The organism is Bradyrhizobium sp. CCBAU 51753 (genome assembly GCF_015291565.1).
GTDB lineage: Bacteria > Pseudomonadota > Alphaproteobacteria > Rhizobiales > Xanthobacteraceae > Bradyrhizobium > Bradyrhizobium ivorense.
Map to the genome: position 1 here is coordinate 5,301,623 of NZ_CP030037.1, position 25,788 is coordinate 5,327,410.

The 25,788-nt window shown below is 65.7% G+C and carries 23 protein-coding genes; 9 read left to right on the top strand and 14 right to left on the bottom strand.

The annotated features are described in order from the left end of the window. Nucleotides 1-1,259: 1,259 nt before the first annotated feature. From gatB to XH93_RS24125, 8 genes are all read right to left on the bottom strand, one after another. Nucleotides 1,260-2,744 carry an Asp-tRNA(Asn)/Glu-tRNA(Gln) amidotransferase subunit GatB gene (gene gatB, locus XH93_RS24090; RefSeq protein ID WP_194469399.1) on the bottom strand — a complete coding sequence of 495 codons (1,485 nt, stop codon included), beginning with the start codon at nucleotides 2,742-2,744 and terminating at the stop codon, nucleotides 1,260-1,262. A 76-nt stretch (nucleotides 2,745-2,820) separates the two neighbouring features. Then, nucleotides 2,821-4,182 carry a patatin-like phospholipase family protein gene (locus tag XH93_RS24095; protein ID WP_194475318.1) on the bottom strand — a complete coding sequence of 454 codons (1,362 nt, stop codon included), beginning with the start codon at nucleotides 4,180-4,182 and terminating at the stop codon, nucleotides 2,821-2,823. A gap of 141 nt (nucleotides 4,183-4,323) precedes the next feature. Continuing rightward, entirely contained in the window at nucleotides 4,324-4,605 is a 282-nt protein-coding gene (locus XH93_RS24100; protein ID WP_194469400.1) for a hypothetical protein, read from the bottom strand. A 3-nt stretch (nucleotides 4,606-4,608) separates the two neighbouring features. Then, nucleotides 4,609-6,081, bottom strand: coding sequence for an Asp-tRNA(Asn)/Glu-tRNA(Gln) amidotransferase subunit GatA (gene gatA, locus XH93_RS24105; protein WP_194469401.1), 1,473 nt, complete (start codon nucleotides 6,079-6,081; stop codon nucleotides 4,609-4,611). After that, entirely contained in the window at nucleotides 6,078-6,305 is a 228-nt protein-coding gene (locus XH93_RS24110) for a hypothetical protein (RefSeq protein ID WP_139862830.1), read from the bottom strand. Before XH93_RS24110 ends, gatA begins: the two co-directional genes overlap by 4 nt. Before the next feature lie 25 nt (nucleotides 6,306-6,330). Then, nucleotides 6,331-6,618 (bottom strand): Asp-tRNA(Asn)/Glu-tRNA(Gln) amidotransferase subunit GatC, encoded by a 288-nt coding sequence (gene gatC, locus XH93_RS24115; RefSeq protein WP_139484236.1) that lies wholly within the window; start codon nucleotides 6,616-6,618, stop codon nucleotides 6,331-6,333. A gap of 217 nt (nucleotides 6,619-6,835) precedes the next feature. Continuing rightward, nucleotides 6,836-7,912 carry a nitronate monooxygenase family protein gene (locus XH93_RS24120; protein WP_194469402.1) on the bottom strand — a complete coding sequence of 359 codons (1,077 nt, stop codon included), beginning with the start codon at nucleotides 7,910-7,912 and terminating at the stop codon, nucleotides 6,836-6,838. A gap of 129 nt (nucleotides 7,913-8,041) precedes the next feature. Continuing rightward, complete coding sequence (locus XH93_RS24125) at nucleotides 8,042-9,046, bottom strand: nitronate monooxygenase family protein (RefSeq protein ID WP_194469403.1); 1,005 nt, start codon at nucleotides 9,044-9,046, stop codon at nucleotides 8,042-8,044. A 103-nt stretch (nucleotides 9,047-9,149) separates the two neighbouring features. Here XH93_RS24125 and XH93_RS24130 point away from each other — a divergent pair, with 103 nt between their 5' ends. From XH93_RS24130 to XH93_RS24145, 4 genes are all read left to right on the top strand, one after another. Then, entirely contained in the window at nucleotides 9,150-10,040 is an 891-nt protein-coding gene (locus tag XH93_RS24130; RefSeq protein ID WP_194469404.1) for a LysR family transcriptional regulator, read from the top strand. Between the two features lie 177 nt (nucleotides 10,041-10,217). After that, nucleotides 10,218-11,153 carry a cyclase family protein gene (locus XH93_RS24135; RefSeq protein WP_194469405.1) on the top strand — a complete coding sequence of 312 codons (936 nt, stop codon included), beginning with the start codon at nucleotides 10,218-10,220 and terminating at the stop codon, nucleotides 11,151-11,153. A 96-nt stretch (nucleotides 11,154-11,249) separates the two neighbouring features. Then, nucleotides 11,250-11,732 (top strand): Holliday junction resolvase RuvX, encoded by a 483-nt coding sequence (gene ruvX, locus XH93_RS24140; protein WP_139862825.1) that lies wholly within the window; start codon nucleotides 11,250-11,252, stop codon nucleotides 11,730-11,732. Between the two features lie 2 nt (nucleotides 11,733-11,734). Beyond that, nucleotides 11,735-12,661, top strand: a complete 927-nt coding sequence (locus XH93_RS24145; protein WP_194469406.1) for an AEC family transporter — start codon at nucleotides 11,735-11,737, stop codon at nucleotides 12,659-12,661. Nucleotides 12,662-12,914: 253 nt separating this feature from the next. On the opposite strand, the gene XH93_RS24150 is transcribed toward XH93_RS24145, so the two are convergent. After that, the gene (locus XH93_RS24150; protein ID WP_210340398.1) at nucleotides 12,915-13,862 is read right to left on the bottom strand and encodes a LysR substrate-binding domain-containing protein; all 948 of its coding nucleotides are present in this window, start codon (nucleotides 13,860-13,862) and stop codon (nucleotides 12,915-12,917) included. Nucleotides 13,863-13,971: 109 nt separating this feature from the next. On the opposite strand from XH93_RS24150, the gene XH93_RS24155 reads away from it, so the two are divergent. Both XH93_RS24155 and XH93_RS24160 read left to right on the top strand, forming a co-directional pair. Then, nucleotides 13,972-17,223 (top strand): Ig-like domain-containing protein, encoded by a 3,252-nt coding sequence (locus XH93_RS24155; RefSeq protein ID WP_194469407.1) that lies wholly within the window; start codon nucleotides 13,972-13,974, stop codon nucleotides 17,221-17,223. A gap of 252 nt (nucleotides 17,224-17,475) precedes the next feature. Then, nucleotides 17,476-18,237 carry a hypothetical protein gene (locus tag XH93_RS24160; RefSeq protein WP_194469408.1) on the top strand — a complete coding sequence of 254 codons (762 nt, stop codon included), beginning with the start codon at nucleotides 17,476-17,478 and terminating at the stop codon, nucleotides 18,235-18,237. 4 nt (nucleotides 18,238-18,241) lie between these two features. Here the strand turns inward: XH93_RS24160 and XH93_RS24165 are convergent, their stop codons facing one another. The 5 genes from XH93_RS24165 to XH93_RS24185 all read right to left on the bottom strand — a co-directional run bounded on the left by XH93_RS24165 (nucleotide 18,242) and on the right by XH93_RS24185 (nucleotide 22,527). Continuing rightward, on the bottom strand, nucleotides 18,242-19,012 hold the full coding sequence (locus tag XH93_RS24165; protein WP_194469409.1) for a CPBP family intramembrane glutamic endopeptidase: 771 nt from the start codon (nucleotides 19,010-19,012) through the stop codon (nucleotides 18,242-18,244). Between the two features lie 10 nt (nucleotides 19,013-19,022). Beyond that, entirely contained in the window at nucleotides 19,023-20,666 is a 1,644-nt protein-coding gene (locus XH93_RS24170; RefSeq protein WP_194469410.1) for an acyl-CoA dehydrogenase family protein, read from the bottom strand. Between the two features lie 114 nt (nucleotides 20,667-20,780). Next, entirely contained in the window at nucleotides 20,781-21,233 is a 453-nt protein-coding gene (locus tag XH93_RS24175) for a hypothetical protein (RefSeq protein WP_194469411.1), read from the bottom strand. A gap of 3 nt (nucleotides 21,234-21,236) precedes the next feature. Further along, a complete protein-coding gene (locus XH93_RS24180; RefSeq protein WP_194475320.1) occupies nucleotides 21,237-21,650 on the bottom strand; it encodes a hypothetical protein in 414 nt (137 codons plus the stop codon). 130 nt (nucleotides 21,651-21,780) lie between these two features. Continuing rightward, complete coding sequence (locus XH93_RS24185; RefSeq protein WP_246799288.1) at nucleotides 21,781-22,527, bottom strand: M15 family metallopeptidase; 747 nt, start codon at nucleotides 22,525-22,527, stop codon at nucleotides 21,781-21,783. A gap of 153 nt (nucleotides 22,528-22,680) precedes the next feature. Here XH93_RS24185 and XH93_RS24190 point away from each other — a divergent pair, with 153 nt between their 5' ends. The 3 genes from XH93_RS24190 to plsY all read left to right on the top strand — a co-directional run bounded on the left by XH93_RS24190 (nucleotide 22,681) and on the right by plsY (nucleotide 25,785). Beyond that, complete coding sequence (locus XH93_RS24190) at nucleotides 22,681-23,634, top strand: aspartate carbamoyltransferase catalytic subunit (protein WP_139484223.1); 954 nt, start codon at nucleotides 22,681-22,683, stop codon at nucleotides 23,632-23,634. Nucleotides 23,635-23,639: 5 nt separating this feature from the next. Further along, a complete protein-coding gene (locus tag XH93_RS24195; protein WP_139862818.1) occupies nucleotides 23,640-24,941 on the top strand; it encodes a dihydroorotase in 1,302 nt (433 codons plus the stop codon). 247 nt (nucleotides 24,942-25,188) lie between these two features. Next, a complete protein-coding gene (gene plsY, locus XH93_RS24200) occupies nucleotides 25,189-25,785 on the top strand; it encodes a glycerol-3-phosphate 1-O-acyltransferase PlsY (protein WP_194469413.1) in 597 nt (198 codons plus the stop codon). Nucleotides 25,786-25,788: the final 3 nt, after the last annotated feature.

Here is a 25,788-nt window from a genome sequence, read left to right on the forward strand (position 1 = left end):
GGTTTACCCTTGCGTTTCGGACTACGATAACCATGGCGGAGATTGGCCGCGCAGCTCGGCCGGTCGCGGTCGCTGGCGTGCAGCAGTCACGCAATGGGCGGAAGGATCGCAAGGAGGGATAGAAGGTCCGGTCGCGGTGACCGGCCGCAAGCCGATCGGGCTTGGACGCAGCACGGCGCACAAGGCCGACGGGCCAAGTGACGTTCCAGAATGAGTTTTGGGGAAATGGCTGGCGGGGCGCGGACTGCGCGGGCCGCCGGATCGAGGGGGTCGGCGAACACGTCAGGACCAGATTTCAGCTCGGCATTGCCGCCGGTGAAACTGCGGAACCAAATGGGCTCCGCACCGAACGAAGAAATCTCTGGTTTCTTCTGCCGGATCGGTTTGGGAAAGGGGCCCTCTCCGAAATTCGATCCAGCCGTTTGACCTGATGTCTCGCCGACACCCTCTTTCGTCGACCAGGGCCTTGCGGGGATGTGCCTCTCAGCAGTCCGTCCGCTGGCCCTCGCGACGTGCCGGCGTCAAGCCGCCGGCGAACCTCTCGAGGCGAGAGGCTTACTTCTTCTTCTTGGCGACCTTGCGGGTCTTCTTCGCAGTCTTCTTCACTGCGCTCTTCGCCTTCTTCGCCTTCTTTGCCTTCTTAGCCATGTTGCCCTCCAGTGTGTGAGATGGCTCTTACTTCGCTGCGTGCACTCGGGAATCGATATGCACTACTTCCCGAATACACCAACAGGGCAAAAAAAACAGTGTCCCGCTTAAGGAAGTGTTGACGCAGCGGTGCGTCTGCGTGCAGCGCGCGTCGCCGAAAAAATCGACGGCGCGTTGGCGCAACGATGCAAGAAATGCAGACGCTGCCGACATCGGCATTTGTCAACGTTGCGCGAAACGCTTGAATTAAAGGTGTTTCCTGAATTTGCATTCGAGCAATTGAAGCGACGGCGTCGCGGCAATGAGTCGGACGCAACGACGCGAGACGGGGCGCCGGGGCCTCCGAGTCGCAACTTTTGGCAATGAAAAAAAATTTCGTGGGTAAGCTCGCTTTTGCCTCGTCGGAGGTCATCCGAACCCGATTCCCGGTCGAGTCACGGCTCCCGGCGATTCGGCGCCGACCGCGACGTTGCGCCGATCAAGGGACGGGGTGAGGCAGGATCACGCGCCATTCACGCGCGCGCGACGACGCTGAGGAGACGGCGTGAGCGCATGATCCGGACGGATCATGCGCCAAGGAGAACGAAGGACAACGTCGTTGTCTCGTTCGTTCAGATACCGAGCTTGGACTTCAGGAGGTCGTTGACCGTCTGCGGATTCGCCTTACCGCCGGACGACTTCATCACCTGACCGACGAACCAGCCGACCATCTGCGGCTTCGCCTTGGCCTGCGCCACCTTGTCGGGATTGGCCGCGATGATGTCGTCGACCACCTTCTCGATCGCGCCGAGGTCGGTGACCTGCTTCATGCCGCGGCTCTCGACGAGCGCGCGCGGATCGCCGCCTTCCTGCCAGACGATCTCGAACAAGTCCTTGGCGATCTTGCCGGAAATCGTTCCCTCGCCGATCAGGTCGACGATCGCGGCAAGCTGCGCGGCCGACACCGGCGACGCCGCAATCGCGACGCCTTCCTTGTTCAGCCGGCCGAACAGTTCGTTGATCACCCAGTTGGCGGCGAGCTTGCCGTCGCGCGCCTTGTCGGCGAGGCCGGCGAGCACCGTCTCGTAGAACTCGGCGCTCTCGCGCTCGGCGACCAGCACACTCGCATCGTAAGCGGATAGACCGAGGCCCGTAATAAACCGGGACTTCTTCTGGTCCGGCAGTTCCGGCAGCTGCGCCTTGAGGTCGTCGACGAATGCCTGGCTGAACTCGAGCGGCAGCAGATCGGGATCCGGGAAGTAACGGTAGTCGTGCGCCTCTTCCTTGGTGCGCATCGAACGCGTCTCGCCCTTGTTCGGATCGAACAGCCGGGTCTCCTGCTCGATCGCGCCGCCCTCCTCGATGATCTCGATCTGGCGCCGCGCCTCGTACTCGATCGCCTGGCCGATGAAGTTGACCGAGTTCATGTTCTTGATCTCGCAGCGGGTGCCGAGCGGACCGCCGGGCTTGCGCACCGAGACGTTGACGTCGGCGCGCAGGCTGCCCTTCTCCATGTCGCCGTCGCAGGTGCCGAGGTAGCGCAGGATCGAGCGCAGCTTGGTGACGTAGGCCTTGGCCTGCTCGGCGTCGCGGATGTCGGGCTTGGAGACGATCTCCATCAGCGCGACGCCGCACCGGTTGAGGTCGACATAGGTCATCGTCGGTGACTGATCGTGCAGCAACTTGCCGGCATCCTGCTCCAGATGCAGCCGCTCGATGCCGACGGTGGCGGTGCGGCCGCCGTCGAGCTCGAGCACCACCTCGCCCTCGCCCACGATCGGCGACTTGTACTGGCTGATCTGGTAGCCCTGCGGCGAGTCCGGATAGAAATAGTTCTTGCGGTCGAACACCGAGCGCAAATTGATCTTGGCATTGAGCCCGAGACCGGTGCGCACCGCCTGGCGGACGCACTCCTCGTTGATCACGGGCAACATGCCCGGCATCGCGGCATCGACCAGCGAGACATGGCTGTTGGGGTCGCCGCCGAACGCGGTGGAGGCGCCGGAGAACAGCTTTGCGTTCGAGGTGACCTGGGCATGGACCTCCATGCCGATCACGACCTCCCAGTCGCCGGTAGCGCCTTTGATCAGCTTGTGAGGAGCGGCAGATGCAGTCATGGGTCTGGTTTTCCGGATAGGACGATATCTGGGGTCAATTGGGCTTCGCGCAACCGATCGCGGCAGTCAAGCGGCCTTACAGCCCGCGCCGGAACTGCTGATAGGCCTTGCTGGTGCGCAGCGCGTCCGCGCCGCCCGTGATCAGCTGGTCGACCTGCTCCGGCGGCAGCGAGAGCCGGGTCGGGATCGCGTTGAGGATGCCGGCGCGCTCCGGCCCGAGCCGGTCGAAGCCGAGCCGCTCGACATAGATCGCGACGTCGCCGCATTTCCAGTTGGCGCCGACGCCGAGCCGCGAGCGATCCGCCGCCGACAGCGAGCAGCGCCAGCGCTTCAGCTTGCCCGACCAGTCGTCGGCAAGCGCGGTGAACGCCGCGTAGCTCGAGCGCACGCTGGCATCGATGGCGGTGTCGGCCGCGGCCGACACCAGCTCGACGCCGTTTGGTCCTTCCAGCGTCTGCACGAAATCGCCGGAGATGCCGCGGCCGGCGTCGACGACGAGAAACAGGATGCGGCGCAGCTTTGCGGCCTGCCGCTCGCTGAGCGGCTCATAGGGCCGTTGCGCCGCGAGCAGCCCGATGCTGAGCCCCGACAGGCCGTAATTGTCGACCAGGCCGCCGTCGAGCAGCTTGACGTAGCGCATCGAACCGTCGCGGTAGCGCGCCTGAGCTTCGGCGTAGGAGCGCAGCAGCGGCTGCGCATTCGGATCCTTGCGCACCCGCTCGAGCCAGGGCGGCAGCGGCGCCGCGCAGCCGCCGGGAAAGGTTTCCAGCACGATCGGCGCGAACGCCAGCGGCACCGCCGCCGATGCCGCTACCGCCTCGGCGACGCGGTAGGAGCGGATATCGCTGCACATTGCGTCGAAGGCGGTCTTGCCGAACACGAACGGCGTGCGGTTGTAGATGTCGGACGCGTTGATCCAGACCCGCGGCCGGTGATCGTCGGGCAACGCTTCGAACCGTGCGCCGTTGAACAGGTTGCGGTCGAGCCAGTCGGTGAACTGGCTGTCGTTGACGCCGCCGCCCAGCGCACGCCCGATATTACCGAGCGAGATCCTGGTCTTCAGGTCCTCTTCGGCGTTGCGCAGCAGGAAGCGTTGGCGGAAATCCTCGAGCGCCGCGCGCCGCTTCAATCCGAAATAGGCCGCGGTGATCGATCCGCCTGAGACGCCCGAGACGAAGTCGACGCGGTCGAGCAGCGTCTTGGTGCCGGCCAACCCGGAGCGCGCGTGATCGAGCTCCTCCAGCACGCCGAAGGAAAACGCCGCCGCGCGGGTGCCGCCGCCGGAAAACGACAACGCCAGCAGCAGATCGTCTTCATAGCTCGGAAGGTCGGTGACGCCGTTGCTGTCGGCGAACGCCGCGCCGAGCGGCACGTTGCCCGGAAGATTGTAAACGGACGCGCAGCCCGCCAGGCCCGCCGCCATCACGGCCGCCAGCAGCGCCGACAGCCATCCCCCTTTACCCGACCCACGCACGACTACTCTCTTGCCGCTGGCCCCCGCCCCCGGTTCCACAAGCCTATCATGGCCAATCTGGGCGGCGGCATGGCGGACCAAACAGGGTTAATTGTCGCGGTGGTTTCAGGCCAGCAGCGCGGCGACGATCCGCTCCCATTCGGCCTCGAGCGTGTCCTTTGCGACCGGCTGGCCGGCGCGGCGATACCAATAGCCGGCATTGCCGAGATCGCCCTCGACGCGGTGCAGATAGGCGTGCACCCAGGCCGAATTGGCGTCATCCTCGTCCTGCACGATGCGGTGCGCCCGGTCCCAATCGCCCTTCGCCGCCCACCACAGCGCGGCGAGCGGCGGCGCCAGCGTCGGATCCGGCGCGGCCTCAGCGAGACTGGCGCGGAAATCCGCCATCGCTCACCACCATTTTTGCGGCGTGAAGCGGCCGGCGGCCTGCTCGATCACCTCGCCGAGCGAGAACAGCGTCTCCTCGTCGAAGGCGCGGCCGATCAGCTGCAGACCGAGCGGCAGGCCCTGCGCGTCCTTGCCGGCGGGCACCGCAATGCCGGGCAGCCCCGCCATGTTCACCGTCACCGTGAAGATGTCGTTGAGATACATCTCGACGGGATCGGCGCCCTTCTCGCCGATGCCGAACGCGGCCGACGGCGTCGCCGGGGTCAGGATCGCGTTCACGCCCTTGGCAAAGCAGTCCTCAAAATCCTTCTTGATCAACGTGCGCACCTTCTGCGCGCGCAGATAATAGGCATCGTAGTAACCGGCCGACAGCACGTAGGTGCCGATCAGGACGCGGCGGCGCACCTCGGCGCCAAAGCCTTCGGCGCGGGTGTTCTCGTACATCTCGATGATGTTCTTAGCGCCCTCGCGCAAGCCATAGCGCACGCCGTCATAGCGCGCGAGGTTCGAGGAGGCCTCCGCGGGAGCGACGATGTAGTAGGCCGGCAGCGCGTATTTGGTGTGCGGCAGCGACACCTCGACCAGCTCGGCACCCGCCGCTTTCAGCCACGCGGCGCCCTCGCTCCAGAGCTTTTCGATCTCGGCCGGCATGCCGTCGAGGCGATACTCCTTGGGAATGCCGATCTTCATGCCCTTCACGGACTTGCCGATCGCGGCCTCGTATTCCGGCACGGCGATATCGACCGAGGTGGTGTCCTTCGGATCGTGCCCGGCCATCGAGCGCATCAGGATGGCGGCGTCGCGCACGCTGCGCGCGATCGGTCCGGCCTGGTCGAGCGAGGACGCGAATGCCACGATGCCCCAGCGCGAGCAGCGGCCATAGGTCGGCTTGATGCCGACGGTCGCGGTGAACGCCGCCGGCTGGCGGATCGAGCCGCCGGTGTCGGTCGCGGTCGCGCCCATGCAAAGCGAAGCGGCCACCGCCGAGGCCGAGCCGCCGGACGAGCCGCCCGGCACCAGCGTGGTGTTTGAGCCCTCGCGCCGCCACGGGTTGGTGACCGGGCCGAAGCACGAAGTCTCGTTCGACGAGCCCATCGCGAACTCGTCATTGTTGAGCTTGCCGAGCAGCACGGCACCGTCGCGCCACAGCTGCGAGGTGATGGTCGACTCGTAAGGCGGAACGAAATTGCCGAGGATTTTCGAGCACGCCGTGGTCCTGATGTCGCGGGTCGCGAACAGATCCTTGATGCCGAGCGGGATGCCGGCCAGCGGCCCGCCCTCGCCCTTCGCGATCTTTTCATCGACGGCTTTCGCCATCTCCCGCGCGCGGTCCGGCGTCTCCAGCACATAGGCATTGAGCACGCGCGCAGCTTCGATGGCCGCAAGATGCGCGTCGGTGAGCTCGCGCGCGGTGAAGGACTTGCTCGCGAGGCCCGCGCGGGCCTCCGCGATCGTCAGCGATGTCAAATCAGTCATTTATTGATCGGGCTGCAGAAGAAGGGAGACAGGGTCTTGTCGTTGGCAGGATCGTCCAGCCGTGCCTTGTTTTCCTTGGCGCGGGCTGCGTCGAGTGCTTCGAGCTGGTCGAGCACGGCATCGATCGCCTCATTGGGATCGGCAACCTTGCCCTTGCGCTCCATCGCATCGAGGAAGTCCATATAGGCCTTGTAGGCCTTCTCGTCGTCGCAGAGCAGACACATCGGACTGACGTTCCCAGATACAGGGTTACTCGACCACTTTCGGCACCAGAAAGAAGTGATCGGTGGTGTCGGGCGCATTCCGGACGATGGCGTCGACGATCTCGCCGTCATTGACCAGGTCGGCGCGCTTCTTCATCTCCATCGGCGTCACCGAGGTCATCGGCTCGACGCCCTCGACGTTCACTTCCGACAACTGCTCGACAAAGGCCAGGATCGCGTTCAGTTCCCCCTGGAGATGGGGAACTTCGGCGTCGCTGACCGCAATCCGCGCCAGATGCGCGATGCGGCGGACGGTCGTGGCGTCTACGGACATTATATATGGCCTCAGGGCTGAAAGCTCAGCCTGCCGTATAGCAGAGGCCGGTTTTGCGCCGCAACCGCCGCCGAACATGAGCACTGGGCCACCTCTCCCTCCGGGAGAGGTCGATTTGCGCAGCAAATCGGGTGAGGGATTACGGTCTATCGAGAGACCTCAACCCCTCACCCGGCGCTGGCGCGCCGACCTCTCCCTGTGGGAGAGGTGAAAACAGTCAGCCCGCTAGCTGGCTCATCCGCGCCAAAGCAGCGCCCGCCAGCGCCCGGGTCAGTTCGGCGGCGGGCATTTCCTTGCCCATCCGCACCGCTTGCCCGGCCCAGAGGTTGGTGAAATCCACCCTGCCCTGCTTTTCGGCAGCTGCCTTCAGCGGTCCGAGGCCGGTTGCGGCATGCGGGAACGCCGGGGCATCCGGCGAAATCGGGCCGACCTCGCGCATCACGCGGTTGGCGACGCCGCGCGCCGGGCGCCCGGTCATCACATTGGTGATGACAGTGGATTCGTCGCTGGCCTGCGCCAGCGCGATGCGGGCTGGCGCACTCACCTTGGATTCCGGACAGCGCAGATAGGCGGTGCCGATCTGCACGCCGGCGGCGCCGAGCGCGAACGCCGCGGCAATCCCGCGCCCGTCGGCAATGCCGCCGGCCGCGATCACCGGCACCTTCACCGCATCGACCACCTGCGGCACCAGCGCGAAGGTGCCGGGCTGCTCGGCGATGTTTTCGGTCAGGAACATGCCGCGATGACCGCCCGCCTCCGCACCCTGTGCGATGATGACATCAGCGCCGTTCTCCTCCAGCCAGATCGCCTCCTTCACGGTGGTCGCCGACGACAGCACGACGGCTCCGGTGGCCTTCACCCGCTGCAGCAGCTTCGGCTCCGGCAGGCCGAAATGGAAGCTGACGACCTCCGGCTTCAGCTCCTCGACCACGGCGCAGAACGCGTCGTCGAACGGCGCGCGGTTGGCGGCATTGACCGGCGCGTTCGGGTCGAGGCCGTGCTCACGATAGTAAGGCGCCAGCCGCTGCCGCCATGTCGCCTCGCGCGCCGGGTCGGCGTCGACCGCCTTGTGACAGAAGAAGTTCAGGTTGACCGGCGCGGACACCCGCTGGCGGACGATGTTGACCTGCTCGCGTGCCTTCTCCGCCGACAGCATCGCACACGGCAGCGACGCGAGGCCGCCGCCTTGCGCCACGGCGATCGCCATCTCGGCATCGATCGCGCCCGCCATCGGCGCCAGCACGATCGGAAATTCGATGTTGAAGCGATCGATCAAACGACGGTCAGGCCACATGGTGTGTCTCTCCAGGCTTGCTCAGAACTACCCTCTCCCCTTGTGGGAGAGGGTGGGTTCGACGCGGAAGCATCGAAACCGGGTGAGGGGGTTGTCTCCGCGGAGAAAGACCCCTCATCCGGCTCGCATCTATCGATGCGCGCCACCTTCTCCCACAAGGGGAGAAGGGAAGAAGTTGCGCCGTCCGAGCAGCGATTGTTCCGCCTCGGCGATGATGCGGCCGACGATCTCGGCCGCTGGAGCAATATCATGGATCAGGCCGGCGGACTCTCCGGCAAACACTGCGGCGACGTCAAAGTTTCCGGCGGCTTTCGCGGCAGCATATTCCACCGCGATTTCGTCCGCGCGCTGCATCAGCTCGATCTCGCGGCCGCTCCAGCGCCGCAAATGATCGTTGACGAGCGAGCGTGCGGTGAACGGCGCCGGCCACATCAGCTTGCGCGACCAGTCGAACACCACGCTGCGCACCGTCTCCCCGCTCCGCGCCGCGCAGATCAATTGCTTTGCCTGCTCGGCCGCATCGGCCTCGACGCTGGCATAGAACCGCGTTCCCATCAGCACGCCGGAGGCGCCGAGCATCAGCATCGCGGCAAGGCCGCGTCCGTCCGCGAGCCCGCCGGCGGCAACGACCGGCACGCGGCCGGCCGCGAAATCGATGACCGCATGCACGATGTCGATCGTGGTGCGCGACGCGCCGTGACCGCCCGCTTCCGTGCCCTGCGCGATCAAAATGTCGGCGCCGCAATCGAGCGCCTGTTTTGCCAGTTCCTCGCTCTGCACCTGGCAGATCAGCAGCGCACCCGCCGCCTTGATCCTGGGCGCGAACGGCGCGGGATCGCCGAATGACAGCATCACCGCGCGCGGCTGCGCTTGAAGCGCGATGTCGAGCAATTCGGGCTGCTTGGCCAGGCTCCAAGTGATGAAGCCGATGCCGAACGGTTTTGCAAAACCCTTCAGCTTCGCAGTTTCAATCTCGAGCCGCGTTCTGTCGCCGTAGCCGCCACCGAGAATCCCGAAGCCGCCGGCCTCACTGACGGCGCGGACCAGCCGGCTGCCCGAGATCGTGTCCATCGGCGCCAGCAGGATCGGATGCTGGATACCCAGCCGCGCCGTCAATTCGGTACTGATCGGCATGCGTTTGCTCCCTGTTCTGGACTCGAAGCGTAAGCAGGCCTAACATTCTCGGAAAATGAATACTAGAGAACGCTACCATCTCTGAAATGAAACGGAGCTCGCGATGGAAATGACCGACCTCCTCACCTTTTCCACCGTCGCCCGGCTCGGCGGCATCACCCGCGCCGCCGAAGAGCTCAACACCGTGCAATCCAACGTCACCCAGCGCATCAAGGCGCTGGAGGCCGAGATCGGCACCACGCTGTTCGAGCGCCACAGCCGCGGCATGACCTTGACCGGCGCCGGCCGCCGCCTGCTGCCTTACGCGCAACGAATGGCGGCGCTGTCGCGCGAGGCCGTGCTCGCTGCGCGCGACGATGGCGAGCCGAAGGGTCCGCTGTCGATCGGCTCGATGGAGACGACGGCGGCGGTGCGGCTGCCAACGCTGCTGGCCGAATTCCACCGCCGCTATCCCGCCGTGCGGCTGACGCTGCGCACCGCACCGACTGCCGATCTGGTCGCCGCCGTGCTCGACGGATCGCTCGACGGCGCATTTGTCGCCGGCCCGATCGAGCATGCCGAGCTCGCCACGACCGTTGCATTCACCGAAGAACTGGTGCTGGTCACCGCACAGCGCTGGACCTCGCTCGCCGCGCTGCGCGCCGGCACGCCGGAGTCCGGCCCGACCGCGCTGGTGTTCCGTACCGGCTGCACCTATCGCCAGCGCCTCGAGCAGGTGTTCACCGAGTTCGGCTGGCCCTCGGCCGTGCGCTTCGAGTTCGGCACGCTCGACGGCATGATCGGCTGCGTCGCCGCCGACATGGGTGTGACCATGCTGCCGCGCGCGGTGGTCGAACGCGATCACGTTCATCGCGACGTCAACATCCACAAGCTGAAGGCGCCGCATGCGCATGTCGAGACACTGTTCATCCAGCGCCGCACCGCGCATCAGTACAGCGCGCTGCAGGGATTCTTGGCCTGCCTCGACCAGCAGGAAGCCTCCGCTGCCGCGTGATGCCGGCCCGGCCTGCCCTTGCAACAAGTGAATCCGGCAATATCGCAATTGCGAATGCGGGCTTGCCGCGGATTTAAGCGCAGCCTTCCCGGAAATCTTTTGAAGCGTGTCATTCTACTACGTTAGTATGAGACGCTAACCCATAACCAAAACGTCAAAGCTCTGGGAGGAACTGCGATGCGGAAAGCATTCGTCTTGTGCTGCTCGATTGCCTTGTTGGGGATGCCAGGAACAGCCGGCGCTCAGGATTGGACCAAATCGAAATGGGGACCGGACGACGAGATCGGTGCCGCCAACTACATGACGCCCGACCTCGTGGTGAAGGCGGCGTCGCTGGTGAAGACCGGCAAGACCTACGCGCTCGGCATCCCCGTCGACACCAAGACCCCGGCCTACCCGCCGCGCACCTTCAAGATCACCATCGTGCAGCCCGGACAGGCCGGCATCGATGGTCTCGGTCCGAACAAGGCCACCTACAACGACGATATCATCGACACCTGGGTCGGCATCGGCAGCCAGCTCGACGGCCTCGGCCATCTCGGGGTCGCGCACGTCTACTACAACGGCAACAAGCTGGCCGATTTCGCCGATCCCAACGGCCTGAAGAAGCTCGGCATCGAGAAGGTGCCGCCGATGGTGACCCGCGGCGTGCTGCTCGACATGGCGGCCTACTACAACACCGACATCGTCAAGGAAGGCACCGCGTTCAACGTCAAGGAGATCGACGAAGCCGCCAAGAAGCAGGGCGTCGAGATCCGCCAGGGCGACGTCGTGATCTTCCACACCGGCTGGCTCAGCCTGATCGGCAAGGATGACAAGCGTTATTCCGCCGGCGAGCCGGGGCTCGGCGTCGAAGGCGCAAAATACCTCACCAGCAAGGGCGTCGTCGCCGTCGGCGCCGATACCTGGGCGCTGGAGGTGCTGCCGTTCGAGGGCAAGACCGTGTTCGAGGTGCACCAGATCCTGCTCGCGATGAACGGCACCTACATCCTCGAGAACATGGACACCGCCGAGCTTGCCAAGGACAAGGGCTACGAGTTCCTGTTCGTGCTCGGCCAGCCGCGCTGGCGTGGCGGCGTGCAGAGCATGATCAACCCGATCGCGATCCGGTAACGGTATCCGCGAATGACGGCTCCGACCTCTCCCCGACGGGGAGAGGTGAAGCAAGAGCTTTGCGCGCTCGCCATGGCGCATGCTAAGCGCTGGGTCATGCCTGCCCCCATTCTCCCCCTGATCGAAGCCGCGCCGCACTGGCCCGAGCGCGGCGCGCTGGTCGGCCTCGATCTCGGCACCAAGACCATCGGCGTCGCCGTCTCCGATCCGGACCGGCGGCTCGCGACCGGCGTCGAGACCATCCAGCGCAAGCAATTCAAGGCCGACGCGGCGCGGCTGCTGGCGATCGCCGCCGAGCGCAACGTGGTCGGCTTCGTGCTCGGCCTGCCGATCAACATGGACGGCAGCGAGGGCCCACGGGCGCAATCGACCCGGGCCTTCGCCCGCAATCTTGCCGGCCTCACTCCGCTCGCGATCGCCCTGTGGGACGAGCGGCTTTCGACCGCTGCGGTCGAGCGCGAGCTGATCGGGATGGACGTCAGCCGCGCCAAGCGCGCCGAGGTGATCGACGAGCACGCCGCGATCTTCATCCTGCAGGGCGCGCTGGACCGGCTGGCGAAGCTGCGCGGGGACCGCTGACGATGGCGGTGGTGATCGGGGCGCTGCTGCCGGTGTTTCTGCTGATCGTGCTCGGTATCGTGCTGAGGCAGACGCTGATGCGGCTCGATACGCAATGGCACGGGCTGGAGCAGCTCACCTATTACGTGCTGTTCCCGGTGCTGCTGGTGCAGACCCTGGTGAAGGCGGATCTGACCGCGGTGCCGATCGCCGGCGTCGGCGGCGCGCTGCTGCTCGCGGCGCTGGTGATGTCGCTGCTCTGCCTCGCCTTGCGGGCCCCGCTCGCCGGCGCCGGGGTCGACGGCCCGGCCTTCACCTCGATCTTCCAGGGCGCGACGCGCTGGCAGACCTATGTCGCGCTCTCGGTGTCGGGCAATCTCTACGGCAAGGTTGGGCTTGCGCTGGCCTCCGTCGCGATGGTCGCGATCATCCCGCTGGTCAACGTGTTCAGCGTCGCCGTGCTGGCGAAGTATGCCTCATCCGAGAAGCGGTCGGCCGGTGCGATCGTAATGACTGTGGTGAAGAACCCGCTGATCTGGGCCTGCGTCATCGGGCTCGCCATCAACGTGCTGCACATCCCGTTGCCGAAACTCTGGCATGACGTTGCGGATGCGCTCGGCGGCTCGTCGCTGGCGATCGGCCTGCTCGTGACCGGCGCCGGATTGCAGTTGAAAGGCATCTTCCGTCCCAGCCTCGCCGCGAGCGTGGCGCTGGCCCTGAAGCTGGTCGCGATGCCCGTGCTCACGGTCGGGCTCGCGGTGTGGTTCGGCGTCACCGGCTCGAACCTTGCCATCGTCGCGGCCTGCGCCGCGGTGCCGACCTCGCCGTCGGCCTATGTACTGGCGCGCCAGATGGGCGGCGACGCGCCGCTGCTCGCCCAGATCATCACCCTGCAGACGATTTTGGCGGCGATCACGATGCCGATCGCGATTGCCGTGGTCGGCCCCTAACGCGCGACGAAATCAGCTTAATTCAGTCTTGCGGCCCCCTCCCGCAAGAATGCCGAAAAACAACCCCATGCAAAGTAGCCGGCGGCGGGTGCCGGCGTTCGACATGGCGTTCGACATGGCGCCTTGACACGTCGGGCAACTCAGGGGTATTTTTCCAAAATTCCGAAACCGTGCTGACGCCGCTCGCCCAAAGCCCGGGCATGACGAGCTATGGGGCGTGGCCGATAGCCCTATGCGATAGCCCTGCCCGTCCTCACGAACGCGCGCTGTCGCTGCCGGCGGTGGTTGTCGTCACCAGCTCCACGAAAAACGCCGTCGCGGCGGTGTGGTCGGCGGCGCGATAGACCAGCGTCAGCGGCGCATTCAGGCGAACGCTGCTCGCGAGCGGGCGATAGGCCACCGTCTTCGCGTGCACCTGCTGCATCGAAGCCGGCACGACGGAGATCCCCGCACCCGCGGCCACCAGATTGAGGTTCGTCATCATGCGTTCGACTTCGGCCACGACGTTCGGGTAGATGCCGCGTTCCGCACACAGCGCCAGCAGGTCGGCATAGAGCCCGGGCGCTCCGGCGCGTCGCACCAGGATCAGATTTTCGCCGTGGAATTCCTTGAGCGCGACGGCGGCATTCTTGCCGGCCCGCGGCTTCTGCGCGAGGCGGTGGTCGAGCGGCGCCGCGACCAGCACCGGCTCTCTCAACAGGGTCCGGAACACCAGGCCGGGCGGCCGTGCGACCGGCACGCGCAGAAAGCCGCAATGCAGGTCGCCCGCGGCAATTCGTTCGGTGATCTCGCCGGCGTTGTTCTCGGACAGCGAGAGCTCGATCTCGGGATAGCGGCCGCGGAATAGCCGCAGCACGCGCGGCGTCAACAAATGGGCGGCAGCCGAGGTCGTGAAGGCAATCGCGAGACGGCCGCGCACGCCCTTGGCAACCCGTGCCATGCGCTGCTCCATGACGGCAACGCCGTCGAGGATGCGCCGGGCCTCTTCGAGGAAGAGCTCGCCGCTCTCGGTCAGCGCCATGCCCTTGGCATGGCGGCGAAACAGCACCATGCCGAGATGGTTCTCCAGCGCCTTGATCTGCTGACTGAGCGGCGGCTGCTGGATGTTGAGCCGGGCGGCAGCGCGGGTCAGATGCCCGGCCTCGGCCACCGCCAGGAAGTAGCGCAAATGTCGAAGCTCCATATCCATAGGATATGACATACCGCACTTTCATATATTTGACATCACGACAGGCGTGGTTTTTGGTGGCCCGGTCCAACGAGAAAGATTCCGCCCGATTTTCAATTCGTGGCGTTAGGGAAGGAACATCATGACTGACAGCTCGATCCAGCTCGATTCCGGCGGCTCGATTCTCTTCGTGGGCAACAGCTTCACGTTCGGCCGCGTCGATCCGGTGATGAGCTACAATATCGACAACGTACGGGATCTGACCGCGCCGGTGCCCGGCACCACATTCGCGAACACGACCGGGTCCAATCCGTACGAGCCGCATCCCTGGGGTGGCGTTCCCGGCATCTTCGAGGCGTTCGCCGAGCAGTCAGGCCTGCAGCTCGACGTCGCCATCTCGGCCCGCAACGCCGCGACGCTGCAGGGCCAGTACCTCAACAGCAATCCTGCCGGTTGGGACTTGCGCGGCAACGTCGCGAGCCAGCCCTGGGATGTCGTCGTGCTGCAGGACAACAGCACCCAGGCCCTGCCCTCGGGGTCCGGCTCCATCACCTTCGCTGCAGGGTCCTCGACCGCGACGCTGGTCATCCATCCGACAGCCGACACCAAGATCGAAACCGACGAGACGATCGGCCTCCAGGTCACCGCCGACCCATCTTATCGGACAAGCGCGGGCGTCGTCACCGGCACCATCCTGAACGACGATCCGAGCGGCCCGGTCGTCAATCCCGCGCTCCCGACGGTCACGCTTGTCGCCTCTCCGAGCGCGGTGCTGGAGGACGGCGCACAGAAGCTGGTCTACACCTTCACGCGCACCGGACCGACCGACACACCGCTCACCATTCAATTCGGCGCGGCCCGTGACGGCAGCACGGCGCCCTCGGTCAACACCTCGACCGGCGACTTCGAGAACTTCGTCAATCTGTTTACGACCAGCTTCCAGGCCAACGGCCAGCAGACCACCGGCAGCATGAGCTTCACGAGCAACAGCGGCTCGGTCGTCATTCCGGCGGGCGCCAGCAGTGCGACCCTTACGCTCGATCCGAAGCCGGACACCACTGTAGAGGCCGATGAATCGATCCGCCTGACGCTCAGCGCGAACGCCGCCTACAATGTCGGCACGCAGGGCGCAATCTCCGCCACCATCCTGAACGACGACTTCGCGCCCGGCACCGATACTTCGCTGCCGAACATCTCGCTCAGCCTGGCCGCGTCGGCGGTCTTCGAGGATGGCTCCGGAAATCTGGTCTACCAGTTTACGCGGACGGGCTCGAACGCCGCGCCGTTGACCGTCAAATTCAGCGTCTCGGGAACGGCAACGTTGCCGGGAAACGACTTCACCGTCACGGGCGCGAACAGCTTCGCGACGGCGGGGGCCGCCGATCCGAACCTTGCGTCCTTCAACACCTATGCCGTGAAGCTCGCGCAGTACGCGACGTCAGGCGCGGCCGACGGCGCCGTTCCGGCCAACCCGCACGCCAATGCCGCAACCGACGTCTATTTGTACGAGACTTGGGCGCGGCCGAACATGGTGACGGGCGCGATCGTCGCCAACACCGACGACCAGACCGGGGCCGTCACCAACACCACGACGACGGCGCCCGAGTATTACGTCTCGCTCGAGGCGATGACGGCGGATCTGCGCGCCGCCTATGAGGGCCTTGCCGCATCCAATCCGATCTTCGCCGGCGTGGCTCCGGTCGGCGCCGCCTTCCTCGCCGCGGTTCAGAACGGCACCGCGATCCGCAATCCCTACGCGCCCGATGCCGGCGCCGACGGCAAGGTCGACCTGTGGTGGGACGACAATCTGCATGCCTCCAAATACGGCTCCTATCTCAGCGCGCTCACGCTGTTCGGAACGCTGACGGGCCTCGACCCCCGCTCGCTCGGTGCCACCGAGCACGCCGCGGCCGATCTCGGCATCACACCGGAGGTGGCCGCAGCGCTGCAAGGCGTTGCAGCGGCGACGCTCGGCTTCTCGCTCAATGCGCATTGGACGGCCCCCGGGCAGGTTGCCGAGTTGCAGGGCGGCGTCACCGGGCTGCTCGCGACCGCCGGATCGTTCGGCTTCTCGGATTCGGATATCGCCGACACCCACACCGTCACCGTGACCCCGCTGACGCCGAGCGCGGTCGGAACATTCACGGCCTCGTTGCACACCGATACCACCGGCGACGGCACCGGCGGTTCGGTCAACTGGCAATTCACCGTCGACAACGCGGCCGTTGCGTTCCTCGCTCCCGGCGAAACCCGTGTCGAGCACTTTCAGGTCACGCTGTCCGACGCCAATGGCGGCCTCGCGCAGCGCGACATCGCGATCACCCTCAACGGAACCTACAACGACGCGCCGGTGGCGGTGAACGATGTTGGCCATGCGCAAGCTGCCGGCACGACGGTCGCGGCGCCCGGCGTTCTCGGCAACGATACGGATCCGGAGGGAGACCAGCTTGTCGTCAGCGCCGTCAATGGGCTCGCGGCCAATGTCGGCGTCGCCACGGCCGGCACTTACGGCCATCTGGCGCTGTTTTCGGACGGGCACTATGGCTACGCGGCCGACAACAGCGCTGCCCTCGCCTCGGCGCCGACCGGCATCCACCTGCACGACAGCTTCAACTATACGGCTAGCGACGGGAACGGCGGCACCGACGACGCCGCACTCGATATCACGATCAACCGCGCTCCGATTGCGAATGCCGAAATTGCCGGTGTCAGCAAGGGAGGCCTGGTCTCCGGAAACGTGCTCGCCAACGATTCCGATCCGGATGGCGACACGATCGCGGTCGCGGCATTGAACGGTGGTACCGTCGGCCAACAACTGCAAGGCAAGTATGGGTCGCTGACCTTGTCCTCCGATGGGCATTACTCCTATCAATCGGACGCAACCGCGCGTACTCCGGCACAAGGCTTTGCTCAGGACAAGTTCACATACGCGGTCACCGACGCTCAGGGCGGCGCCGCAACCGCGAGCTTGACGATCACCACCTTTGCGCACGGCCAGACTTATTTGGCAGGCACGCCGGGTCAGACGATGTCGGCCGGCAATGGCCAGGACATCCTCGATGGAACACTCGGTCACCAGATCCTGGCAGGCGGAAACGGCGCCGATGTCTTGCTGGGCGGTCCCAACGATCGGCTGGCCGGCGCCAACGGTCCAGACCAGTTCGTATTCCAGGACAATTTTGGTCACAACGAAATCAGGGATTTCGGCAAGCCGGACACCATTGTGTTGCAGGCATCCACGTTCGGCAGCGTCGCCGACATCCTTGCGCACTACGCCGTCAATGACGGGCATGGCAACGTCGTGATCAGCGATCCGCATAATGCGGCCAACAACATCGTAGTGGACAATTTCAGCCTGAGCCAGCTCAGCGCAAACAGCTTCTTGCTGATCTGAGGCACTGGCTTGGATGCGCGGCGGGCGGCAACGCGCCGCCGCTCGCGCAGCTCGTCACGTGCGATCGAAAGATTGTCACGTTCGCTCTGGCCTCACGGCGATGTCGGGGCGAGCGTGGAAGCATGTCGACCTTGGGCCACGAGCCGACGTTCTTGGAAAATACACACAAGTCGACCTTTGGCCTTTACGGTCGCTTCAAGCCTGTCTCGCTAAAGCTATACGTGCCTCTCCATGCAACCGGCGGCTGCGCGCGTGAACAGCAATTCCAAATCATCGCTTCAAACCTATTTCGCCAACATCATACGTGCCTTTTCAAGCAAGCGGCGGGCTGCACGTGTGAACCCCGGTTCCAATTCGTCTGACTTCGACGCCCGTCAGCTTTGCCTCTGGCTCGCGACCCTTTCTTCCGGCGATCTGTCCGTCAATGAAAGCGCGGCGGCGCGTCCCGGAAGCGTGATGATCACGACGGTGGGCAGCGCCAACGATGCGTTGTGGTCGCAAATGGAACGTGCAGGCTGGGCACAACGGATCGCGCTCGACGATCTGCCCATGGCGCACGTCGCAAGCCCCTATGCTTTCACCGAGGCGGGCGCGCGCGCCGTGACGGCAGCACTTGCCGAGCTTGTCGCCCGAAAAGCCAAGCTCATGGGCACGGTCAAGGGCTTCGATCCGCGCACTGCGCCTGAACAAGTGAGACAGCTATGCGGCATTTTCAGCTGGCTGGGCCTGCGAGCGTTGTCCCAACTGACCCTTGCAGAGGAAGCGCGGCCCACAACCGCAGAAGCCCAAGCTCGGCAGCGCGACGGCATCCTGGCCCTGAAGGAGGTAACGAGGGGGGTGTCCATGGCTGGACTATACATCGCCGAGGCCATTTCCCGTGGTCCTGACAGCGATGTTGGTCAGGACTGCCTCGAGCGGACCACCAAAGGCCTGCGCTATGCTGAGCAATGTTTGACGGAGTGGGCGGACGAGATGCGCACCCACCAAACCGGCAGCCCCCCTCTGCCATCTTGAACCATCACCCCGTCAGCCACCAGGTCTGGATCGTTGCCGCAAGATTGTTGAGGCCGTGCAGCACGATGGTCAGCCAGGTCGAGCCGGTGCGATAGCGCAGATAGCCGAACAGCAAGCCGATCGACAGCACCTCGCAGAGGAAGAACCAGTCGTATTGCAGGTGCATCAGCGTCCAGACCAGCGCCGACAGCACGATCGCGCCGTAAGGGCCGAGCCGGGATTCCGACCAGCCGCGATACAGCCAGCCACGCGCGAACAGCTCTTCCCACACCGGCGCGGCGCCGGCGAAGGCGATCACCAGCAGCCACAAGGCGCCATCGGCCTGGGCTGATTTCAAGACATCACCCATGAAGCCGGGCAATACCTCGCGGCCGGCGGCGCGCGACACCATGTCCCAGCCGCCGATCAGCACCGCCATCGCAACGATGCCGATGATGATGTTCTTCCAGGACGTCCAGCGCAGTCCGAGATAGTCGGCGAACGGAATTCGGGTCGTGCGGATCGCGACCCACAGCGCCAGCAGCACCATCGGCAGGCCGGCCAGCACCGACAGCGAGATGGTCAGACCGTCGGCGACCACGTGGGTGATGCCCTCGACCGACAGCGGCCCGCCCTGCAGCAGCACGCAGTAGACGATGACGGCGACCTGGCCGACAAACATCGCGCCGAAAATGAACAGGCCCCAGAGCGCGGTGCCCCAGAACTTCCAGACTCGCGGCGGGAGCGGCGGCGGCTCGACGGCCGCCGGCGGCATGGTTGGATTGAGTGCGTCCATCAGCAGGCCTTCATGGCAGCGCCCGCTCAAGCAGGACGCGCTGGTCATTGTCCGATATTTCCACCGCGCCGTACATGCCGGCATGGCCGGCGGCAAGCCGGGTCGCCGCGAACAGCTCGGCGCTGGCGGGCGAGACCCGGTTGAGCGCGGCGGCTGCCGCCAGCAGCGCCAGTTTTTCCACCGCAAGCCGCGCCACCCGCTCGCTGTCGGGACGGCGGAACGACTTTCCGATCAGCGCGACCGTCTCCGCGGCGCCCGGCAGGCCCTTGGTCTCCTCGGCGAGAGTGCGCAACACCGCGAGCGCCGCGTCGGCCTCGCGGCCGAGTGCACGCAGCACGTCTAGGCACATCACATTGCCGGAGCCTTCCCAGATCGCGTTGACCGGCGATTCCCGGTAATGCCGCGCCAAAACGCCCTCCTCGACATAGCCGTTGCCGCCGAGGCACTCCATCGCTTCGTAGAGGAAGGGCGGCGCGCTCTTGCAGATCCAGTATTTGATCGCGGGCGTCAGCAGCCGCATATAGGCCGCTTCGCCTGCCTCGGCCGGCGCGCGGTCGAAGGCGCCGCACAGCCGCATCACCAGCGCGATCGACGCCTCGACATGCAGCGCCATGTCGGCGAGCACGCCCTGCATCAGCGGCTGGTCGGCGAGATGCTTTTGGAACACGCTGCGATGGCGGGCGTGATGCAGCGCGTGGGCCAGCCCCGAGCGCATCAGCCCGGCGGAGGCGATCGCGCAATCCTGCCGCGTCAGCTGCACCATCTGGATGATGGTGCGGATGCCCTTGCCCTCCTCACCGATCAGGTCGGCATGGGCGCCGTGAAATTCCACCTCCGACGAGGCGTTGGAGCGGTTGCCGAGCTTGTCCTTCAGGCGCTGGAAGTGGATCGCGTTGACCGAGCCATCTGGCGCAAAGCGCGGCATGAAGAAGCAGCTCAACCCGCCATCGGTCTGCGCCAGCACCAGGAAGGCGTCGCACATCGGCGCCGACATGAACCATTTGTGCCCGGTGATCCGGTACGCACCATTGTCGCGTTCGGCCCGCGTCATGTTGGCGCGCACGTCGGTGCCGCCCTGCTTCTCGGTCATGCCCATGCCGAGCGTCATGCCGCGCTTGGTCCACCATGGCGCAAAGCTCGGGTCGTAGGATCGCGTGGCGATCACCGGCATCGTCTTCGCCAGAATCTCCGGCTGCGAAGCCAGTGCTGCGACCGAGGCGCGCGTCATCGTGATCGGGCAGAGATGGCCGGTCTCGACCTGGGCGGCGATGTAGAACTTTGCCGCGCGCACCACCTCGGCGGCGCCGCCGGCCGGCTTGCCGTCGGCGGTCCAGGTCGAATTGTGCACGCCGGCATGCGCCGAATGCGCCATCAGCTCGTGATAGGCCGGATGAAACTCGACCTCGTCGCGGCGATTGCCGCGGGCATCGAACAGCCGCAGCTTTGGCGTGTTCTCGTTGGCGATGCGGCCGCGCTCCGCCATCGCGGCGGACCCCCAGTGCTTGCCGAACTCGGCCAGCTCGGCCGCAGCGTGAGCGCCGCCATTGGCCGCGACCGCCGCAACCAGCGGCGCATCCGCGGTGAACAGATCGACGTCCTCGAACGGCGGCGACTGGTTCAGGACCTCGTGGGTGGCAAACCGGGCCTGCGTCATGGTCTCCTCGGGGAACTGCGAGCGACACTCCCGGACGCTCCGGCAGCGGCGCGGCGGAATCGAGCGATCATAAGCCTGCCCGCCGGGCCCGGGCAGCGAAAAATGCGCTGACTGCTAGATACTTCCCTGCCTGGGCGCATGGCGGCCCAGCTTGATGTCCAGCCAGTCGTTGGTGCGGGTCTTGCTCGCCGCGCTCCGCGAGGCCTGCAGCGGAAAAAGGTCGCCTGCATGCAGCGGCCGATCGTCGGGATAGGCCGCGAGCTGCAGCTTCGATTCATGCACGGCGCCGTCCGCCGGGGAGATGTAGGCAAAGCCGATCTCGATCTTGTGCTTGATGTCGTAGCCCTGCCACTTCGGATGCGAACGGGTCAGCAGTACGGCAAGCTCGCACGGCATCAGATCCGAGCTCGAGCTGCGCTGCCCCTCGGTCTTGTCCATGTAGCACTGTTCCTGGACGCTGCGGACGCGCGCATGGACCGGTTGGAAATTCACCCGCTTGTCGAACTCGCTGTAGACATAATAGCCCGCCAGCGCGACGCAGATGATGCCGTAGAAGCCGAGACGCATGGCTCAAATCATCCGCGCCTTGTCCGGTTTGGATTTGGACGCCAGCACCGGAAAGACCTCGCCCGGGCGCAGCGGCTTGCCGTTGGGAAACGCCGACATCTGCAGGCTGGACGTGTGCGTGGCGTTGTCGACCGGCGAGACGTAGACGACGCGCACTTCGATCTTGTGCTTGACGTCGTAACCCTGCCACTTCGGATGCTCGCGCTTCAGCATCTCGGCGACCTCGCAGCGCACCATGTCTGATGTCGACGTGGTTTTGGTCATCACGCCGCGTTCGACCTTCTCGAGGTAGCACTGCTCGTTGATCGCGGCGATGCGTGCATCGACGCGCAGGAAATTGGTTTTCTTGTCGTAATGGTCGTAGGCCACGATCCCGACGATGCCGACAACGACGATTGCAACGGCCGCCAAACGCATCATTCGTACTCCCGCAATGCTCGCAGATATTGCGGGCGGCAATTAAGGAGTGTTGAACGCGCGGGCGGCTATATCGGCGATGGCAACCGCAACATTGCGAAGATGCTTTGCATTTGAGGGAATCCGCGGGCTAGCGCGCTCGGGTGATCGGAAAATCGTAGGCCTGCCCGCCCGCCCCCGGCAGCGAAAAATGCCACCATTCCTTGGCGTAATTGACAAAACCCTGCCGGGCCATCGCCGCGACCAGCATGTTGCGCCAGCGCCGCTGCGCCGGCGTGATCCTGTCGGTGGCGGTATGGCCCTTCACGTCGGAGCAGTCGTAGCCGGTGCCCATGTCGACGCTGCCCTCCGGGGCGCGCGCGGCCGCGGGCGCGGTGCAGTCGGCATAGTCCTTCGCCGGATCGAACTTGCCGGAATTGTCGGCCGTGAGGTCGACCAGCGTCAGGTCGACCGCGGCCCCGGTCGAATGCAGCGAATGGGTGGCGATGTAGCCGAGGCGGAACAAATCGGCCTTGGCGAACGCCGGGTTGTAGCGCCGCTCGGCCGCGGTTTCCTTGCCGTTCCGCGACCACGCCACCATGTCGGCGACCGCGCGGGCCGGCCGGTAGCAATCGTACATCTTCAGCGACAGATTCTTCTGCGCGAGTTCCTGCTGCACGGCCTTCAGCCGCAGCCCGACCTCCCGCTTCACCACGCATTCGCCGGCGCCATAGCCCGCGAGCGGCCGGCCCATGAAATTGTTCGCGGTGGCGTAGCGGATGTCCTGGATGATGGAGGGGTCAATGTCGCGGAGGAACACGAAGCCGCCGGGCAAGGTCTGCGCCTGCACGGGCGCAATCAGGACTGCCAGCAGAAATGCGCCTGCGACCGTTTTCACGACACCTTCCCTGCCTTGTCCTGAGAACCCTACTGGAAAAACGGCCGGGAGAAGCCCGGCCATGACGGCGCCGGACACTGACCGGGGGAAAACTCCGCCACCCCCTCTTCGCACTTGCCCCACCGGCGATCCGCGCCTATAGCTCTGGCTTTAATGACCCCATCATTAAAATCGACTTTTGTCCTCGGCCACCGGCATTTGCTGGGCATCGAGGGCCTTTCCGCCGACGACATCACCGGCCTGCTCGATCTTTCCGAGGAGTATGTCGAGCTCAACCGCCAGGTCGACAAGAAGCGCGCCTCCCTGCGTGGCCGCACCCAGGTCAATCTGTTCTTCGAGGCCTCGACGCGGACCCAGTCCTCGTTCGAGATCGCCGGAAAACGGCTCGGCGCCGACGTCATGAACATGTCGGTGTCCTCGATGTCGACCCGCAAGGGCGAGACGCTGATGGACACCGCGGTGACCCTGAACGCGATGCATCCGGACATCCTGGTGGTGCGCCACCACGCCTCCGGCGCGGTGGAGCTGCTGGCGCGCAAGGTTGACGGTTCCGTGATCAATGCCGGCGACGGCAGCCACGAGCACCCGACCCAGGCGCTGCTCGACGCCCTGACCATCCGCCGCAACAAGGGCCGGATCGAGGGGCTGGTGATCGCGATCTGCGGCGACGTGCTGCATTCGCGCGTCGCGCGCTCCAACATCCTGTTGCTCAACACCATGGGCGCCCGCGTCCGCGTGGTCGGGCCCTCCACCCTGTTGCCGCCCGGGATCGAGCGGATGGGCGTCGAGGTCGCGCGCGACATGCGCGAGGGGCTGAACGGCGCCGACATCGTGATGATGCTCCGCCTGCAGCGCGAGCGCATGAACGGTTCCTTCGTGCCGTCTTCGGGCGAATATTTCCACTATTTCGGCCTCGACCAGAAGAAGCTCGCCTACGCAAAGCCCGACGCGCTGGTGATGCATCCGGGCCCGATGAACCGCGGCGTCGAGATCGACACCTTCGTGGCCGACGGCGCGCAGTCGCTGATCCGTGAACAAGTGGAAATGGGAGTGGCGGTGCGCATGGCGGTGCTGGAAGCGCTCGCCCGCAACCTGCCGAACGCGTGAGACCGATGCTGACCGATCGCCGCCCCATCCTGCTCGCCAACGCCCGCGTCATCGATCCCGCGCGGGATTTCGACGGCCCTGGTGATGTTCTGATCGCCGATGGCGTGATCCGCGACGCCAGGCGGGGCATCGGCGCCGCCGGCGTCCCCGAAGGCACCGACATCGTCAATTGCGCCGGCAAGATCGTGGCCCCCGGCCTGATCGACATGCGCGCCTTCGTCGGCGAGCCCGGCGCCAGCCACCGCGAGACCTTTGCCTCGGCGAGCCAGGCCGCGGCCGCCGGCGGCATCACCACCATCATCTGCCAGCCCGACACCTCGCCGGTCATCGACAACTCGGCGACGGTCGACTTCGTGCTGCGCCGCGCCCGCGACACGGCGATCGTCAACATCCACCCGATGGCGGCGCTGACCAAGGGCTTGCAAGGCCAGGAGATGACCGAGATCGGCCTCTTGAAGGCCGCCGGCGCCGTCGCCTTCACCGACGGCGACAAGAGCGTCACCAATGCGCAGGTGATGCGGCGCGCCCTGACCTACGCCCGCGATTTCGACGCGCTGATCGTGCATCACACCGAGGACCCGCATCTGGTCGGCGAAGGCGTGATGAACGAGGGCGAGTTCGGCACAAGGCTCGGGCTGATGGGAATTCCGACCGCCGCCGAATCGATCATGCTCGAGCGCGACATGCGGCTCGCGGCGCTGACCGGCGGCCGCTACCACGCGGCGTCGCTGAGCTCGATGGAGTCGCTGGAAATCCTCAAGCGCGCTCGCGACAGCGGGCTCGACGTCTCGGCCTCGGTCTCGATCAACCACGTGACGCTGAACGAGAACGACATCGGCCCCTACCGCACCTTCCTGAAGCTGGCGCCGCCGCTGCGCACCGAGGACGACCGCAAGGCGCTGGTGGCAGCGCTGGCCTCCGGGCTGGTCGACGTCGTGATGAGCGACCACAATCCGCAGGACGTCGAGGTCAAGCGGCTGCCGTTCGCGGAAGCCGCCAGCGGCGCGGTCGGGCTGCAGACCATGCTGCCGGCGGCATTGCGGCTGATCCACAATGGCGAGATGGAGTTCAAGACGCTGATCCGCGCGATGTCGACGCGGCCGGCGGAGCTGCTCGGCCTGCCCGGCGGCACGCTGCGCGCCGGCGCCCCGGCCGACGTGATCGTGATCGACGCCGACACCCCCTGGGTGCTGGACCGCGACGAGCTGAAATCGCTGTGCAAGAACACGCCGTTCGACGACGCCCGCTTCTCGGGCCGCGTGGTGCGGACGATTGTCGGCGGACGCACCGTGTACGAGCACGTCTGAGGTGCAATGGAACTTTAAAGCGTGGCGCGGCGCTTTAGCGCCCCACCACCTGCGCAATCGCTTCCATCATCATGCCGACGGCGCCGGCCATGATGTAGAGACCAAACAGAATCTGCTCCAGCCGCTTGCGTGCAGAAGCCATGGTAAGCTCCCTCGATATGTAGGCCATGATGGGGATTTATGGTTAATATTCGGTTGATCGGCCCGTCCGCTGCGGCCGCGGCGTGCCGCTAAGGGACCTACCGCGATGTCTGCTGACGTGTTGCTGCCCACCGCCTTCCTGATCGGCTACCTCTTCGGCTCGATCCCGTTCGGCATGGTCCTGACCAGGCTCGCCGGCACGCAGGATCTGCGCTCGATCGGCTCCGGTAATATCGGCGCCACCAACGTGCTGCGCACCGGACGCAAGGGCCTCGCCGCGGCGACGCTGCTCGGCGATATGCTCAAGGGCACGATTGCCGTCGTCATCGCCGGATCGATCGACGGGCCCAACGCGGCGATGTTGGCCGCGCTCGGCGCCTTCCTCGGCCACCTGTTCCCGGTCTGGCTGAAGTTTCGCGGCGGCAAGGGGGTTGCGACCTATATCGGCGTGCTGCTCGGCCTGTTCTGGCCGGCGGCGCTGATCTTCGCGGTGATCTGGCTCGGCACCGCCTACACCAGCCGCTACTCCTCGCTGTCGGCCCTGATCGCGGCGTTCGTGACGCCGCTGTTCCTGTGGTGGTTCGGCCACAACGCACTCGCCTCGCTGTTCGCGGTGCTGACGATCCTGCTGTTCTACATGCACCGCGAGAACATCAAGCGCCTGCAGGCCGGCACCGAAGGCAAGATCGGCGAGAAGAAGTGACGG

What these genes read in the sequence shown, in the direction of transcription:
- gatB (WP_194469399.1), bottom strand. Translation starts at nt 2,744, where the DNA reads ATGACTGCATCTGCCGCTCCTCACAAGCTGATCAAAGGCGCTACCGGC.
- XH93_RS24100 (WP_194469400.1), bottom strand. Translation starts at nt 4,605, where the DNA reads ATGGCGGATTTCCGCGCCAGTCTCGCTGAGGCCGCGCCGGATCCGACG.
- gatA (WP_194469401.1), bottom strand. Translation starts at nt 6,081, where the DNA reads ATGACTGATTTGACATCGCTGACGATCGCGGAGGCCCGCGCGGGCCTC.
- XH93_RS24110 (WP_139862830.1), bottom strand. Translation starts at nt 6,305, where the DNA reads ATGTGTCTGCTCTGCGACGACGAGAAGGCCTACAAGGCCTATATGGAC.
- gatC (WP_139484236.1), bottom strand. Translation starts at nt 6,618, where the DNA reads ATGTCCGTAGACGCCACGACCGTCCGCCGCATCGCGCATCTGGCGCGG.
- XH93_RS24120 (WP_194469402.1), bottom strand. Translation starts at nt 7,912, where the DNA reads ATGTGGCCTGACCGTCGTTTGATCGATCGCTTCAACATCGAATTTCCG.
- XH93_RS24125 (WP_194469403.1), bottom strand. Translation starts at nt 9,046, where the DNA reads ATGCCGATCAGTACCGAATTGACGGCGCGGCTGGGTATCCAGCATCCG.
- XH93_RS24130 (WP_194469404.1), top strand. Translation starts at nt 9,150, where the DNA reads ATGGAAATGACCGACCTCCTCACCTTTTCCACCGTCGCCCGGCTCGGC.
- XH93_RS24135 (WP_194469405.1), top strand. Translation starts at nt 10,218, where the DNA reads ATGCGGAAAGCATTCGTCTTGTGCTGCTCGATTGCCTTGTTGGGGATG.
- ruvX (WP_139862825.1), top strand. Translation starts at nt 11,250, where the DNA reads ATGCCTGCCCCCATTCTCCCCCTGATCGAAGCCGCGCCGCACTGGCCC.
- XH93_RS24145 (WP_194469406.1), top strand. Translation starts at nt 11,735, where the DNA reads ATGGCGGTGGTGATCGGGGCGCTGCTGCCGGTGTTTCTGCTGATCGTG.
- XH93_RS24150 (WP_210340398.1), bottom strand. Translation starts at nt 13,862, where the DNA reads ATGTCATATCCTATGGATATGGAGCTTCGACATTTGCGCTACTTCCTG.
- XH93_RS24155 (WP_194469407.1), top strand. Translation starts at nt 13,972, where the DNA reads ATGACTGACAGCTCGATCCAGCTCGATTCCGGCGGCTCGATTCTCTTC.
- XH93_RS24165 (WP_194469409.1), bottom strand. Translation starts at nt 19,012, where the DNA reads ATGGACGCACTCAATCCAACCATGCCGCCGGCGGCCGTCGAGCCGCCG.
- XH93_RS24170 (WP_194469410.1), bottom strand. Translation starts at nt 20,666, where the DNA reads ATGACGCAGGCCCGGTTTGCCACCCACGAGGTCCTGAACCAGTCGCCG.
- XH93_RS24175 (WP_194469411.1), bottom strand. Translation starts at nt 21,233, where the DNA reads ATGCGTCTCGGCTTCTACGGCATCATCTGCGTCGCGCTGGCGGGCTAT.
- XH93_RS24180 (WP_194475320.1), bottom strand. Translation starts at nt 21,650, where the DNA reads ATGCGTTTGGCGGCCGTTGCAATCGTCGTTGTCGGCATCGTCGGGATC.
- XH93_RS24190 (WP_139484223.1), top strand. Translation starts at nt 22,681, where the DNA reads ATGACCCCATCATTAAAATCGACTTTTGTCCTCGGCCACCGGCATTTG.
- XH93_RS24195 (WP_139862818.1), top strand. Translation starts at nt 23,640, where the DNA reads ATGCTGACCGATCGCCGCCCCATCCTGCTCGCCAACGCCCGCGTCATC.
- plsY (WP_194469413.1), top strand. Translation starts at nt 25,189, where the DNA reads ATGTCTGCTGACGTGTTGCTGCCCACCGCCTTCCTGATCGGCTACCTC.